This window comes from Pseudomonas sp. GL-RE-29, assembly GCF_019947275.1.
Classification (GTDB): domain Bacteria; phylum Pseudomonadota; class Gammaproteobacteria; order Pseudomonadales; family Pseudomonadaceae; genus Aquipseudomonas; species Aquipseudomonas fluorescens_A.
The window spans coordinates 1-14,939 of record NZ_JAGYGD010000044.1; the positions used below are offsets into that span (position 1 = coordinate 1).

12 protein-coding genes and 1 pseudogene are annotated in these 14,939 nt (G+C 60.0%); 7 read left to right on the forward strand and 6 right to left on the reverse strand.

Going from position 1 to position 14,939, the window contains the following annotated elements:
- Nucleotides 1-60: 60 nt before the first annotated feature.
- Nucleotides 61-780, reverse strand: a complete 720-nt coding sequence (locus tag KGB21_RS26330; protein WP_034146456.1) for a FadR/GntR family transcriptional regulator — start codon at nucleotides 778-780, stop codon at nucleotides 61-63.
- A 236-nt stretch (nucleotides 781-1,016) separates the two neighbouring features.
- On the reverse strand, nucleotides 1,017-2,753 hold the full coding sequence (locus KGB21_RS26335; protein WP_223507168.1) for an IlvD/Edd family dehydratase: 1,737 nt from the start codon (nucleotides 2,751-2,753) through the stop codon (nucleotides 1,017-1,019).
- A gap of 193 nt (nucleotides 2,754-2,946) precedes the next feature.
- On the opposite strand from KGB21_RS26335, the gene KGB21_RS26340 reads away from it, so the two are divergent.
- The 5 genes from KGB21_RS26340 to nudC all read left to right on the forward strand — a co-directional run bounded on the left by KGB21_RS26340 (nucleotide 2,947) and on the right by nudC (nucleotide 8,809).
- Nucleotides 2,947-4,269 carry an MFS transporter gene (locus KGB21_RS26340; protein ID WP_223507169.1) on the forward strand — a complete coding sequence of 441 codons (1,323 nt, stop codon included), beginning with the start codon at nucleotides 2,947-2,949 and terminating at the stop codon, nucleotides 4,267-4,269.
- Between the two features lie 153 nt (nucleotides 4,270-4,422).
- A complete protein-coding gene (araD1, locus tag KGB21_RS26345) occupies nucleotides 4,423-5,415 on the forward strand; it encodes an AraD1 family protein (protein ID WP_223507170.1) in 993 nt (330 codons plus the stop codon).
- A 10-nt stretch (nucleotides 5,416-5,425) separates the two neighbouring features.
- Nucleotides 5,426-7,006, forward strand: a complete 1,581-nt coding sequence (locus KGB21_RS26350; RefSeq protein ID WP_223507171.1) for an aldehyde dehydrogenase (NADP(+)) — start codon at nucleotides 5,426-5,428, stop codon at nucleotides 7,004-7,006.
- A gap of 152 nt (nucleotides 7,007-7,158) precedes the next feature.
- On the forward strand, nucleotides 7,159-7,971 hold the full coding sequence (locus tag KGB21_RS26355) for a crotonase/enoyl-CoA hydratase family protein (protein WP_223507172.1): 813 nt from the start codon (nucleotides 7,159-7,161) through the stop codon (nucleotides 7,969-7,971).
- 7 nt (nucleotides 7,972-7,978) lie between these two features.
- A complete protein-coding gene (gene nudC / locus KGB21_RS26360) occupies nucleotides 7,979-8,809 on the forward strand; it encodes an NAD(+) diphosphatase (protein WP_223507173.1) in 831 nt (276 codons plus the stop codon).
- On the opposite strand, the gene KGB21_RS26365 is transcribed toward nudC, so the two are convergent.
- Nucleotides 8,777-9,556: a TSUP family transporter gene (locus tag KGB21_RS26365; RefSeq protein WP_034146449.1), complete on the reverse strand. Its 780-nt coding sequence runs from the start codon at nucleotides 9,554-9,556 to the stop codon at nucleotides 8,777-8,779. The genes nudC and KGB21_RS26365 overlap by 33 nt on opposite strands.
- A 183-nt stretch (nucleotides 9,557-9,739) precedes the next feature.
- Nucleotides 9,740-10,722, reverse strand: a pseudogene (locus tag KGB21_RS26370) (hypothetical protein).
- Nucleotides 10,723-11,066: 344 nt separating this feature from the next.
- On the opposite strand from KGB21_RS26370, the gene sfnG reads away from it, so the two are divergent.
- Nucleotides 11,067-12,161 (forward strand): dimethylsulfone monooxygenase SfnG, encoded by a 1,095-nt coding sequence (sfnG, locus tag KGB21_RS26375; RefSeq protein WP_411741417.1) that lies wholly within the window; start codon nucleotides 11,067-11,069, stop codon nucleotides 12,159-12,161.
- 115 nt (nucleotides 12,162-12,276) lie between these two features.
- On the opposite strand, the gene KGB21_RS26380 is transcribed toward sfnG, so the two are convergent.
- Both KGB21_RS26380 and KGB21_RS26385 read right to left on the reverse strand, forming a co-directional pair.
- Entirely contained in the window at nucleotides 12,277-12,753 is a 477-nt protein-coding gene (locus tag KGB21_RS26380) for a DUF1348 family protein (RefSeq protein ID WP_223507175.1), read from the reverse strand.
- A gap of 56 nt (nucleotides 12,754-12,809) precedes the next feature.
- Nucleotides 12,810-13,373, reverse strand: a complete 564-nt coding sequence (locus KGB21_RS26385) for a TetR/AcrR family transcriptional regulator (RefSeq protein WP_034146445.1) — start codon at nucleotides 13,371-13,373, stop codon at nucleotides 12,810-12,812.
- Nucleotides 13,374-13,577: 204 nt separating this feature from the next.
- Here KGB21_RS26385 and pssA point away from each other — a divergent pair, with 204 nt between their 5' ends.
- A complete protein-coding gene (gene pssA / locus KGB21_RS26390; protein WP_223507176.1) occupies nucleotides 13,578-14,921 on the forward strand; it encodes a CDP-diacylglycerol--serine O-phosphatidyltransferase in 1,344 nt (447 codons plus the stop codon).
- Nucleotides 14,922-14,939 lie beyond the last annotated feature (18 nt).

Below are 14,939 nucleotides of genomic sequence, written 5' to 3' on the forward strand. Positions count from 1 at the left end.
GTCAACATCAATGTGGCTGACACGTCATCGCCAGCAAGCCGGCTCCTACAAGGTTAACGTTTATGCGGGATCGCTACCCAGCACCACATTCAACGCACTGCGCGCATCATCCAGCTGCACCAGCGTCGCATGCCGCGCGCCGAGGGCATCGCGGTTCTCGATCGCGGTGAGAATTGCCTTATGTCGCGGCAGCGCCAGTTCATGCAGATTCGGCCGTTGGTTCGAATGCTTCAAGGCTTCGGCAATCGCCACCGAGAGCATATTGCACAGGTTGGCCAGCAAGTCGTTGTGGGTCGCATCGGCGATGCGGCTGTGGAAATCGAGGTCCGGTTGCAGCAAGGCTTCCGGTGTCGGTGCGGCTTCCATGCGTTGGTAGGCTTCGCCGATAGAGGCGATGTCGGCGTCCGTGGCGAACTGCGCGGCCAGGGCGGCGGCAGCCGGTTCGATGATGCTGCGTACGCTGGTCAGCAGATCAAAGAATTGGTTCTGCGGGCTGCTTTGCATCAGCCAGTGCAGCACGTCCGGATCCAGCATGTGCCAGTCTTTGCGCGGTTTGACCACGGTGCCAACCCGTGGACGGGAATACACCAGGCCCTTGGCGACCAATACCCGGGTGGCTTCACGCAACACCGGTCGACTGACGGCATATTCCTCGCAGAGCAGGGCTTCGGCGGGCAGTTTGTCATCGGGCTGGAAGCGTCCGGAGACGATCTGCATGCCCAGTTCCTGGACGATGCGCGAGTGCATGCTTTTGCGGTCGGAAGGTTTGCGGTAATCCATGGGGAACGGCGCGGTCCTGTGCGATGGAGATGCCGCGCATGATAACAGGCGCGGCGGGATGCATCAGTCCTCAAAATCAGCGTGTAACTTGTGGCGAGGGAGCTTGCTCCCGCTCGGCTGCGAAGCAGTCGTGGTCTTGCTGAAAGACCGCGAGTGTCTGGATTGGGGCCGCTGCGCAGCCCAGCGGGAGCAAGCTCCCTCGCCACAGATATCGCTATGACTGGATTATGTGGGGGTCAGTGAGAGTGACGCGGCACTTCAGCCCCACGGCAACCCACCAGGAAGTCGAAGTCGCAGCCCTGATCCGCCTGCAATACATGGTCGATGTACAGCTGACGATAGCCACCCACCAGCAGTTGCTGCGGCGGTTGCAGGTCGGCCATGCGCGCGGCCAGTTCGGCATCCGGGATATCCAGATGCAAACGGCCGCTGGCACAGTCGAGTTCGATCCAGTCGCCTTCTTTTACCGTCGCCAATGGCCCGCCAGCCGCCGCTTCCGGCGCTACGTGCAAAACCACCGTGCCGTACGCCGTACCGCTCATGCGCGCATCAGAAATTCGCACCATGTCCGTCACACCTTGGGCCAGCAATTTGGCCGGCAGCCCCATGTTGCCGACTTCGGCCATGCCCGGATAACCCTTCGGCCCGCAGTTTTTCATCACCAGAATCGAGTTGGCATCGACGTCCAGTTCCGGGTCGTTGATCCGCGCCTTGTACATGTCGAAGTTCTCGAACACCACCGCGCGCCCGCGATGCTGCATCAGCTCTGACGTAGCCGCTGACGGCTTGAGCACCGCACCCAGCGGCGCCAGGTTGCCGCGTAATACGCAAATGCCGCCGTCGGCGCGGATCGGGTTGTCGAGGGTGCGGATTACTTCGTCTTCGCCATAGATCGGCGCGTCCTTGGTGTTCTCGCCGATGGATTTGCCATTGACGGTCAATGCGTTGGGGTTCGGGATCAGGTTGGCTTCACCGAGGCGGCGCAGTACCGCTGGCAAACCGCCGGCGTAGTAGAACTCTTCCATCAGGAAACGCCCGGACGGTTGCAGGTCGACGATGGTCGGCATGCCGCGACCCATGCGGGTCCAGTCGTCCAGATCCAGTTCTACGCCAATGCGACCGGCGATGGCTTTCAAGTGGATCACCGCGTTGGTCGAACCGCCGATGGCTGCGTTGACGCGGATGGCGTTTTCGAAGGCTTCCTTGGTCAGGATCTTCGACAGTTTCAGGTCTTCGCGGACCATCTCCACCGCGCGCATGCCGGACATGTGCGCCAACACATAACGGCGCGCATCCACTGCTGGAATCGCTGCGTTGTGGGGCAGGGAAGTGCCGAGCGCTTCAGCCATGCAGGCCATGGTCGAGGCCGTGCCCATGGTGTTACAGGTGCCGGCCGAGCGAGACATGCCGCCCTCGGCCGCGAGGAAATCGTCGATGGTAATGGTGCCGGCCTTGACCTGTTCGCTGAGCTGCCAGACCACGGTGCCAGAACCGATGTCCTTGCCCTTGTGCTTGCCGTTAAGCATCGGCCCGCCGGTGACAACGATGGCCGGAACGTCGCAACTGGCCGCGCCCATCAGCAGCGCCGGAGTGGTTTTGTCGCAACCGGTGAGCAGCACCACGCCGTCAATCGGGTTGCCACGAATTGCTTCCTCGACATCCATGCTCGCCAGGTTGCGGGTCAGCATGGCGGTCGGGCGCAGGTTGGATTCACCGTTGGAGAACACCGGGAATTCCACCGGGAAGCCACCAGCCTCGATCACCCCGCGTTTGACGTGCTCCGCAATCTGGCGGAAATGCGCGTTGCACGGGGTCAGTTCCGACCAGGTATTGCAAATGCCGATGATCGGCTTGCCATGGAACTGGTGGTCGGCGATGCCCTGATTCTTCATCCAGCTGCGGTACATGAAGCCGTTCTTGTCGGCGGTGCCAAACCATTGGGCGGAGCGCAGGGTGGGTTTCTTATCAGACATGATCGATTCTCTTATTGTATGACTATATTGTTTCTGCTGAGGCGTAACATAAGCGCAAATTCGGCGCTTTGGAAGTGTTGTTGGATAAATAGTATTACTATATAGTCGTTTTCAGCGGAGGGATGGCCCTGGCGGTTTTCCGTGAGAGGCGTCCCCAGAGGTTCTATAAAAACAACAATCGGAGACCGATCTCATGAGCCAGGAACTGCGGCTTATTCGCCGCATCACGCTGAAACTGATTCCCTTCCTGATCCTGCTGTACCTGATCGCCTATGTGGATCGCTCCGCCGTAGGCTTCGCCAAGTTGCACATGGGCGCCGACATCGGCCTCGGCGACGCGGCTTACGGTCTGGGCGCCGGGCTGTTCTTCATTGGCTACTTCCTGCTGGAAATCCCTAGCAACCTGATGCTTGACCGTTTCGGCGCGCGACGCTGGTTCGCGCGGATCATGGTCACCTGGGGCGCCATCACCATCGGCATGGCATTCGTGCAGGGGCCGAACAGCTTCTATTTGATGCGCTTTCTGCTCGGTGCAGCGGAAGCCGGGTTCTTCCCGGGCGTTCTGTACTACATCACCCAATGGTTCCCGGTTCGCCATCGCGGCAAGATCCTCGGGCTGTTCATCCTGTCCCAACCCATCGCGATGATGATCACCGGCCCGGTGTCCGGCGGTTTGCTGGGCATGGATGGTGTGCTGGGCCTGCATGGCTGGCAGTGGCTGTTTATCGTCATCGGCACCCCGGCGATCCTGCTGACCTGGCCGACGTTGCGTTACCTGCCTGACGGCCCGCAACAGGTGAAATGGATGGACCAGTCCGAGAAAGACTGGCTCGCCGGCGAGTTGAAAAAAGACCTGCAACAGTACGGTCAGACCCGTCACGGCAATCCGCTGCACGCCCTCAAGGACAAACGCGTGCTGCTCCTGGCGCTGTTCTACCTGCCAGTGACCCTGAGCATCTATGGCCTGGGCTTGTGGCTGCCGACGCTGATCAAGCAATTCGGCGGCAGCGACCTGGTGACCGGGTTCGTGTCATCGGTGCCGTACATCTTCGGGATCGTCGGTTTGCTGATCATTCCGCGCAGTTCCGATCGCTTGAATGATCGCTACGGCCACCTGGCGGTGCTGTACGTGCTGGGCGCCATCGGGCTGTTCTTCAGCGCCTGGCTGACGATTCCGGTGATGCAACTGGCGGCGCTGTGCCTGGTGGCGTTCGCGCTGTTTTCCTGCACGGCGATTTTCTGGACCTTGCCAGGTCGCTTCTTTGCCGGTGCCAGTGCGGCGGCGGGGATTGCCTTGATCAACTCGGTGGGCAACCTCGGCGGCTACATCGGCCCGTTCGTGATCGGTGCGCTCAAGGAATACACCGGCAATCTGGCGTCGGGGCTGTACTTCCTGTCTTGCGTGATGGTGTTCGGCCTGGTGCTGACCGGCGTGGTTTATCGCTTGCTGGAACGCAAACACGTGTTGCCAGCGGATCAGTTTGCGGCCAGTGCACGCGGCGCGACCCGTACCTGACACAAAAACAGGCAACTACCACCGACCCTGTGGGAGCTGGCTTGCCAGCGATGACGTCGGCACATCCACCATCGATGTGTCGGAAAGATCGCAATCGCGGGCAAGCCCGCTCCCACAGGGAACAGCGGTGCTTCAATAAACAGGAGAAAATTCATGCGTTTGGTTCAATTCGAATTGAGTAATGGCGAACGCCGCGTAGGCGTGGTCGAGGAAGGCTTGGTGCGCGAGGTGCAAGATGCGCGCACGGTTCGCGACCTGGCACTGGCGGCCATCGAGGCGGGTGTCAATCTTGAGCAGCAGGTAAAAAGCCTGGGTCTGGGCATCAGCCATGACTATGCAGACCTGCTGGTACAACTGCGCATCCTGCCGCCGCTGGATCACCCGGACCCGGCGCACATGCTGGTCAGCGGCACCGGCCTGACGCACTTGGGCAGCGCTTCGGCCCGGGACAAAATGCACCAACAGGCCGGCGATGAAGCCGCAATGACCGACACCATGCGCATCTTCAAATGGGGCGTGGAGGGCGGTAAACCCGCAGCGGGTCAGGCCGGCGTGCAACCGGAATGGTTCTACAAGGGTGACGGCAGCATCGTCGTTCGTCCCGGTCACCCGTTTCCGCTACCGCCGTTTGCCGAAGATGCCGGCGAAGAACCTGAATTGAGTGGCCTGTACGTCATCGGCCACGACGGCAAACCGTATCGCCTGGGTTTTGCCGTGGGCAACGAGTTTTCCGATCACGTCATGGAACGCAAAAACTACCTCTATCTGGCTCACTCGAAATTGCGCAGTTGCAGCTACGGCCCGGAACTGCGGGTTGGCGAACTACCACAGCATCTGGCCGGCACCAGCCGCATCCTGCGTGACGGCGAAGTGCTGTGGCAGAACGAGTTCCTCAGCGGTGAAGCCAACATGTGCCACAGCCTGGCAAACCTTGAATATCACCATTTCAAGTACAGCCAGTTCCTGCGGCCGGGGGACGTGCACATCCACTTCTTTGGCACCGCGACCCTGTCTTTCGCCGACGGCATCCGTACCCAGCCGGGCGATGTGTTTGAAATCAGCCAGACTGAATTCGGCGCGCCGTTGATCAATGGCATCGCACCGGTTGAATCCGCATTCGAACCCGGCACCGTTGGCACACTTTGAGGAGCATTTCATGACCCGGATTCTTGGCCATAACTACATCGGCGGCCAGCGCAGTGCGTTGGGTAGCGTCAAATTGCAGAGCGTCGACGCTGAAACCGGCGAGGCATTGCCCCACGATTTCATCCAGGCCTCGCCGGAAGAGGTCGATGCCGCCGCGAAAGCAGCCGCTGCTGCGTATCCGGCTTACCGCAGCCTGAGTGCTGAGCGACGCGCGCAGTTTCTCGATGCCATTGCCGATGAACTCGATGCGCTGGGCGATGAGTTTGTAACGCTGGTGTGCCGCGAAACGGCGCTGCCTGCCGCACGGATCATTGGTGAGCGCGGGCGCACCAGCGGCCAGATGCGCCTGTTCGCCAACGTGCTGCGTCGCGGTGATTTCTACGGCGCGCGGATCGACCAGGCATTGCCGGAACGCCAACCGTTTCCGCGTCCTGACATGCGTCAGTACCGCATCGGCCTCGGCCCGGTGGCCGTGTTCGGCGCGAGTAACTTCCCCTTGGCATTTTCCACCGCCGGTGGCGATACGGCTGCGGCCCTGGCCGCCGGTTGCCCGGTGGTGTTCAAGGCGCACGGCGGGCACATGGCGACAGCCGAGCACGTCGCCGACGCGATCATCCGTGCCGCAGAAAAAACCGCGATGCCGGCCGGCGTGTTCAACATGATTTACGGTGGCTGGGTCGGCGAAGCGCTGGTCAAGCATCCGGCGATTCAGGCAGTGGGCTTTACCGGATCGCTCAAAGGGGGCAGGGCGCTGTGCGACATGGCGGCTGCACGTCCTCAACCGATTCCGGTGTTCGCCGAGATGTCGAGCATCAACCCGGTGATCGTATTGCCGCAAGCACTGCAAGACCGTGCGGAAACCATCGCCCGTGGCCTGACCGCTTCGGTGGTGCAGGGTTGCGGACAGTTCTGCACCAATCCCGGTCTGGTGATCGGCATTCGGTCGCCGCAGTTCAGCGCGTTCCTGCAACTGGTCAGCGAAATGATGGCGGATCAACCCGCACAAACCATGCTCAACGCCGGGACGCTGAGCAGCTATGGCAGCGGCTTGCAAAAGCTCCTTGATCATCCGGGTATCGAACACCTGGCCGGTCAACCGCAACAAGGTCGCCAAGCGCAGCCGCAACTGTTCAAGGCCGATGTCAGCCTGCTGATCGAAGGCGATGCGGTGCTGCAAGAGGAAGTGTTCGGCCCGACTACGGTGGTGGTTGAAGTGGCGGATCAGGCGCAACTCAGCGCAGCATTGAGCGGCTTGCACGGGCAGTTGACGGCGACGATCATCGGCGAACGTGCGGACTTCGAACAGTTCGGCGAGCTGACGGCATTGCTCGAACAGAAAGTCGGGCGGATCCTGCTCAATGGCTATCCGACCGGCGTCGAAGTCTGTGATTCGATGGTCCATGGCGGGCCCTATCCGGCGACCTCGGATGCTCGCGGCACGTCGGTGGGCACCCTGGCCATCGATCGCTTCCTGCGCCCGGTGTGTTTCCAGAATTACCCGGATTACCTGCTGCCGGAGGCGTTGAGAAACGCTAACCCGCTGGGTATTCAACGTCTGGTGGACGGCAAACCATCCCGCGACGCCTTGTAAAAACCTGTATTTGAGCGTGCTGGCGAAGAGGCTCGAAGGCCTCACGGTTGCTGAAGCAGTCCCGCTTTTGGCCGAACCACTGCCTTACTGCCACAGTCGATGCCTTGTTATAGTTCGGGCCTCTTTTTTTGCCCCGCTAAAGGATCGCTAGCATGTCTCAATACACAGCATTCAACGTCGAACTGGTCGATAAAATCGCCCATGTGCAGATCAACCGACCGGAAAAGATCAACTCGATGAACGCTGCGTTCTGGAGCGAAATCGTCGAGATTTTCCAGTGGATCGATGACACCGACGAAGTCCGCGTGGTGGTGATCAGCGGTGCGGGCAAGCATTTTTCGTCCGGCATCGACCTGATGATGCTGGCGGGCGTGGCCAATGAGTTGGGCAAGGACGTGGGGCGCAATGCGCGCCTGCTGCGCCGCAAGATCCTCAATCTGCAAGCTTCCTTCAACGCGGTCGACAATTGCCGCAAACCGGTGCTGGCCGCCATCCAGGGTTATTGCCTGGGCGGTGCCATCGACCTGATCGCCGCTTGCGACATGCGCTACGCCGCTGAAGACGCCCAATTCTCGATCAAGGAAATCGACATCGGCATGGCCGCCGACGTTGGTACATTGCAACGCTTGCCGCGGATCATCGGTGACGGCATGCTGCGTGAACTGGCTTACACTGGTCGCACTTTCGGCGCCGAAGAAGCACGGGGCATGGGTCTGGTCAATCGCGTCTACAGCGACACCGCCAGCCTGCTCGACGGCGTCATGGGCATTGCCCGGGAGATTGCGAGCAAGTCGCCGATTGCCATTACCGGCACCAAGGAGATGATCAGCTACATGCGCGATCATCGCATCGACGACGGCCTGGAATATGTCGCCACCTGGAACGCCGCCATGCTGCAATCCACCGATCTGCGCGTGGCCATGGCCGCCCATATGAGCAAACAGAAACCCGAATTTCTGGATTGATTGAAAAATGACTTCACGCTGGACCACTGCAGTACTGGACACCGAACAACCTGGCGGCTGGGCCGTGGCGCGCAGCCCCGAAGGCTTTCTGTTCGATGACAATGGCGCGCTGTTTCCGCGTGAATGGCTCAAGCGCCAGGACTTGTCGATCCTGGCCGAGCACGGCATCGGCCACCTCGACGGCGAACCGGTGTACCTGCTGGAGTTGCGCAGTCACAGCGAAGTGCCGGGCTGTAACTGGAAAGGCTTGCGGGCGTTCATGCTCGATGGCGATCACACGATCTATAAGGTGCTCGGCTACGCCGCGCAGATTGGCACTTGGGCCCGTGAGCACCGGTTTTGCGGTAACTGCGGGCAGGCCATGACGCAAGTGCCGCGCGAGCGGGCGATGTATTGCCAGCCGTGCGATTTACGCAGCTATCCACGGATTTCGCCGAGCATGATTGTGCTGGTGACCCGTGGCGATGAAATCCTGCTGGCACGTTCGCCACGATTCGTCACCGGGGTCTACAGCACACTGGCCGGGTTTGCCGAGCCGGGTGAGTCGGCCGAGGATTGCCTGATTCGTGAAGTTCGCGAAGAAGTGCAGATCGAGGTAAAGAACATTCAGTACCTGGGCAGCCAGTGCTGGCCGTTCCCGCACTCGATGATGCTCGGCTTTCACGCCGAGTACGCAGGCGGCGAGATTGTCTGTCAGGAAGACGAGATCGAAGACGCCCAGTGGTTCAACGTTCACGAGCTGCCGCCGTTGCCGGCGTCACGCTCGATTGCCCGTTATCTGATCGACGTCTACGTAGCGCGGCGTTTAGGCCACGCTGAACCAGTGTTGCCAGGCTAACCGCACGGTCAGGCCCAGGACCACGGTGATGAACACCGGACGTATGAATTTCGCGCCGCCGCTGATGGCGGTGCGAGCGCCGAAGAAAGCCCCGACCATCACCGACAGGCCCATGCTCAGGCCGATGATCCAGTCCACTTGCCCGGAAAACACGAACACCGACAGCGCCGCAATGTTGCTGACGAAGTTCATGCTGCGCGCCACGCCGCTGGCCTTCACCAGGTCGATCGGGTACATCAACAGGCTGCTGACGGTCCAGAACGCACCCGTGCCGGGACCGGCCACGCCGTCATAGAAACCAAGGGTGAAGCCTTGGGTCGATTGCCACTTCTTCTTGATCGGTGCGTCGCTGTCCAGCGGCGCTTTCGGCGTGCCGCCAAACAACAGGTAGAGGCCGCAGGCAAACACGATCACCGGCAGCATTTTGTTCAGCCATTCCGCTGGCAGGTAGTGCGCGACCACGGCGCCGGTCAGCGCGCCGACCAGAGTGCCGACGATGGCGTGCATCCACTGCTTGGGATGGAACAGCTTGCGGCGGTAGAAGGTGAAACTGGCGGTCGCCGAGCCAAAGGTCGAGCTGAGTTTGTTGGTGCCCAGTACCAGGTGCGGTGGCAGGCCGGCGGTCAACAACGCCGGCGTGGTCAACAGCCCACCGCCGCCGGCAATGGCGTCGATGAAACCGGCAATGAAAGCGACAATGGCCAAAATGGCCAGGGTGGTGAGGTCAACACTGAGTTCGAAAGGCATGGAATCGGCTTAATCGGCGGGGCGCAGAAAAGGGCTGCGGGGAAGGGCCGGTATCTTACCTATATCCAACCCTTGCGGCGAGCCGCCTGGCCTCATCGCTAGGAGGCTAGCTGCTCCCACATTTGAAATGCATTCCCCTGTGGGAGTGAGCCTGCTCGCGATGGCGTCAGGCCAAGCGACACATCACTTGCTCTGTGACCCATTTCCAATCTGCCACACAAACGGCGGCTCGGTGCCGTTGATCGCCCAATCCCCGACAATCCGTGCCTTGTAGATCACCGGATTGTGCGAAGACACGGTCCGCGCATTGCGCCAGTGCCGATCCAGCGCCTTGCCCTGGCGGATGTCCGAAGCCCCCAGCGCATTGAACAACTGCGAAGTCGCGCGCTGGATCAGCTCCGTAACCACTACCTGCGCTTTCGCGGATTCGATTTCCGCCGCGACGTTTGCCGCGTGTTCCCTTTCTTCATCGCCCGAGAAACGCGCCAGGTAAGCCTGTTGCGCCGGTTGTGCTGCGCGCAAGGTACTGGCTTCAGCGGCGTACACCCACGCGGCAATATCGCCGACCACTTGCTGGATTTGCGCATCTTCGCTGACACGCTGGGCATTGCCATGGCTGTAGATGCGCTGGCGTTCGCGCACATGCCGAGACACATCGCGCAACGCCGCTCGGCCGATCCCCGACAGCGTGGTCAGCAAGACTAATTGATAAAACGCGGTCTGGTATTTGAATCGGGTGGCGAAGTCGATGATGTTTTCCGCGTCTACTTCAGCATCGATAAAACGCGACGTGCCGCTGCCCGTGGTGCGCTGGCCGAAGCCGTCCCAGTCGTCAGTCTGCACGATTCCGGGTTGGCGCGTGCGCACGGCGGCAATCACGTCGCCACCTGTGTCGCTGCGCTGTGCATAGACATCAATCCAGTCGGAAAACAGGCTGCCGGTGCTGTAGAACTTCTCGCCGTTAAGCCGCCATTGCTCACCATGGGGCGATACTTTGGTGATCACATTTCCTTGAGCCATTGAATCGGTTCATGGGGCAGCGTGCGCGACTTTTCTCTTTCGATGGCGCCGTCAGCTATGCGCTGGAAGATCGGCCGGAATTTACTCGCCAGTGTTTCGTAGTCAGTGCCGATGGACAGCGGGTTGATTACCTGGTGTTCGGTCATGGGAACGGCTCCTTGGCTGGGCAGAAAAGATGTTGCGTCTGCCAAGGCAACTGCATGGTCCATGCCGAGTGGCTGGAGCGTGGATTTACAGGTCGGCATTGATCCCACGCCATCTTCAACTGTTGCCGGGTCAACAGCGCATAAACAAATTGTCCATGTGAATCGCTTCTGTGGCGAGGGAGCTTGCTCCCGCTTGAGTGCGCAGCGCTCACAAAGAATTGGGGCCGCTGCGCAGCCCAGCGGGAGCAAGCTCCCTCGCCACAGTACTCACTCGCCTCGGGATTCAGGGCTGGCACACTTGCTGCTCTGTCCCAAGGACTCCCTAAAGTCCCGAGGACATGCCAATGAGTCAGCAAGCCGTCAAATTCGCCTACTGGGTGCCGAACGTCAGCGGAGGGCTGGTGGTCAGCAAGATCGAGCAACGGACCCACTGGGGCATCGACTACAACCGCAAACTGGCGCAACTGGCCGAAGACGCGGGGTTTGAATATGCGCTGACGCAGATTCGCTTCACTGCCGGTTACGGTGCCGAGTATCAGCATGAGTCGGTCGCCTTCAGTCATGCATTGCTTGCCGCAACGACCAAACTGAAAGTCATCGCCGCGATCCTGCCAGGTCCATGGCAACCGGCACTCGCGGCCAAGCAACTGGCGACCATCGATAAACTGACCAACGGCCGGGTCGCGGTCAACATCGTCAGCGGTTGGTTCAAGGGTGAATTCCACGCCATTGGCGAACACTGGCTGGAGCACGACGAACGCTATCGCCGTTCCGAGGAATTCATTCGCTCACTCAAAGGCATCTGGACCGAAGATAATTTCACCTTTCGCGGCGACTTCTACCGCTTCGACAACTACAGCCTCAAACCCAAGCCATTGGGCCGCCCGGAAATCTTCCAGGGCGGCAGTTCCCGTGCGGCGCGAGACATGGCCGCGCGGGTGTCGGACTGGTACTTCACCAACGGCAACACCCCGGAAGGCATCAAGGCTCAGGTCGACGACATTCGCGCCAAGGCCGCGGCGAACAATCATTGCGTGAAGGTCGGCGTGAACGCCTTTGTCATCGCCCGCGATACCGAAGAGGAGGCACGCGCTGTGCTCGCGCAAATTATCGATCAGGCGGACCCGGAAGCGGTGAATGCGTTTGGCGATGCGGCGAAACAGGCGGGCAGGGCATCACCGGAAGGCGAAGGCAATTGGGCCAAATCGACGTTCGAGGATCTGGTGCAGTACAACGACGGCTTCAAGACCAACCTGATCGGCACGCCGCAGCAAATCGCCGAGCGCATCGTCGCGTTGAAAGCGGTGGGTGTGGATTTGGTGCTGGCGGGGTTCCTGCACTTCCAGGAAGAAGTGGAGTATTTCGGCAAGCGAGTGTTGCCGTTGGTGCGCGAGTTGGAGGCTGAGGCTCAGCTCGGTCGAGCTGCCGCAGTCGCCTGAACACGCCAAACCCTGTAGGAGCCGGCTTGCTGGCGATTGCAATCTATCAATCAACATAGATGTTGAATGTGATTACGCCATCGCCAGCAAGCCGGCTCCTACAGGGGATCAGTGTTTACAAACCCAGATCCGACAGGCTCGGATGATCATCCGGGCGACGACCCAGCGGCCAGTGGAATTTGCGTTCGCTTTCTTTGATCGGCATATCGTTGATGCACGCGAAGCGGTGGGCCATCAGGCCGTCTTCGTTGAACTCCCAGTTTTCATTGCCGTAGGAACGGAACCAGTTGCCCGAATCATCGTGCCATTCATAGGCATAACGCACGGCGATGCGGTTGTCGGTGAACGCCCAGAGTTCCTTGATCAGGCGATAGTCCAGTTCCTTGGCCCATTTGCGCGTCAGAAAGCCCTTGGCTTCTTCGCGGTTGTAGGCAAATTCGGCACGGTTGCGCCATTTGGTGTCCAGGGTATAGGCCAGCGATACACGCTCCGCATCCCGGGAGTTCCAGCCGTCTTCGGCCAGGCGTACTTTTTCAATGGCCGATTCACGGGTAAATGGCGGCAATGGCGGACGAACTTCAGCGTTAGACATTTCACGTCTCCCTATCAAATTAAAGTTCAAGCAAGTTGTCGGTCTTGTTCAAGCAGTTACAGGTCCAATAACTTCCGCGCCATGCATTGCGCATTATCGGCGGCACTGTAGTCACCCATGACAAGTGCGACGGTGATGGCCCCGTCGATCAGGATCAGCAGCTGTTTGGCCAGCGTCTCCGGATCTTCAGCGCCATGTTCGGTACACAGCTCGCACACGTAGTCGAGCAGCTTCTGTTTGTGGTCCTTGGCGACCAGTCGAACCGGGTCGAGCGGATCGCCGGTTTCACCGCTGGTGTTGATGAACGCGCACCCGCGAAAACCTTCGGAGACGAACCAGGATTTAAGCACGGTAAACAGGTTGAGCAAGCGGTCGGCCGGGGTTTCGGCTTGTCCGACTTCGGTTCTGTACCAGTGCATCCAGCGTTGATCCCGGCGTTGCAGGGCCGCGACGGTGAGCTCCTCCTTGTTGGCGAAGTAGCGGTAGATACTTTTTCTGGAGACGCCGGCGGTTTTCACCAGAAGATCCATGCCGGTGGCGGCGATGCCACTTTTGTAGATCAACTTTTCGGTGACATCCAGAATGATGTCGCGTGTGTCGTTGCTAGTGATTTCGTTCATGGGGCTAACAGTAGAACGATCGTTCTCCTTGGTCAACAGGTTTTTTAAAATCACAAGATCGCAGCCTTCGGCAGCTCCTACAGAGGTCCGTGTAGGAGCTGCCGCAGGCTGCGATCTTTTTAATGGGGTGACCTCACCGCAAGACCCAAACCCCTCCATGGTGTAAGCTCTCAAGCTCTTCGGATTCGACCCATTGCGAGCCCTATGCCGTCGCTTTTCAAACGCTCCCTGCTGCCCAAACTGCGCAGTTTCCCGCTGACCGCCGATGCCGTCACTATCCTCCATGGCGCTGCCGAGTTCCGCCGTTGCCTGCTGGAAAAAATCGCCAGTGCGACGCAACGCATCTATATCGTCGCGCTGTACCTGCAACAGGATGAGGCTGGTCAGGAAATTCTCGATGCCTTGCACGCCGCCAAACTGGCACGTCCGGAACTGGACGTGGCGGTAGTGGTGGACTGGCTGCGCGCCCAGCGCGGTTTGATCGGTGCCGGCAAGCAGCCTGGCAACTCGGCGTGGTACCAGGAAATGACCCGTACCCACGCCAGTGAAGTGCCGGTGTATGGCGTGCCGGTGCAGACTCGCGAGCTGTTCGGCGTGTTGCACTTGAAGGGTTTTGTCATCGACGATTGTGTGATTTACAGCGGCGCGAGCCTCAACAACGTCTACCTGCACAAGTTCGACAAGTACCGCTACGACCGTTATCACCTGCTGCAAAACCGTGACCTGGCCGATTCGATGCACCATCTCGTTCAGCATGGGCTAGTAGCTTCCAAAGCCGTGCATCGCCTCGATCTGCCCAACCTGCCGACCACCCGCAGCCTGCGCAATGACATCGGCGACCTGCGCAGCCGTCTCAAGTACGCCGCGTACGACACGACCCAGGGCACCACGGCCAAGGATGGTTTGTCGGTCAGCCCGCTGCTCGGCGTTGGCAAGAACAACCCGTTGAGCCGGGTGATTGGCGAACTGATCGGCAGCGCGCAACATCAGCTGACCATCTGCACGCCATACTTCAACCTGCCATTGGCCGTGACCCGGGAAATCAACCGGGCGCTGGCGCGGGGCGTGAAGATCGACATCGTGGTCGGCGACAAGACCGCCAACGACTTCTATATTCCGCCGAGCGAGCCGTTCAAGGTGATCGCGGCGCTGCCGTACCTCTACGAAATCAGCCTGCGCCGCTTCGCCAAGCGCCATCAGCGCAACATCGACAGCGGCCAGTTGAACCTGCATCTGTGGAAGGATGGCGACAACACCTACCACCTCAAAGGTATGTGGATCGATCAGCGCTACACCTTGCTGACCGGCAACAACCTCAATCCGCGCGCGTTTCGTCTTGATCTGGAAAACGCCTTGCTGATCGATGATCCGAAAGGTGAACTTTTAGAGCCACGCCGCACGGAGCTGACGGAGATTTTCCAGCACACCCGACGCATTGAGCGTTATCAGGATCTGGAAACGTTGCCGGATTATCCGGCTGGGGTGGCGAAGTTTCTAAAGCGGGTGAGCCGGGTGAGGATTGAGCGGTTGCTCTATCGCATTTTGTGAGGCCTGAAAAAGCATCGC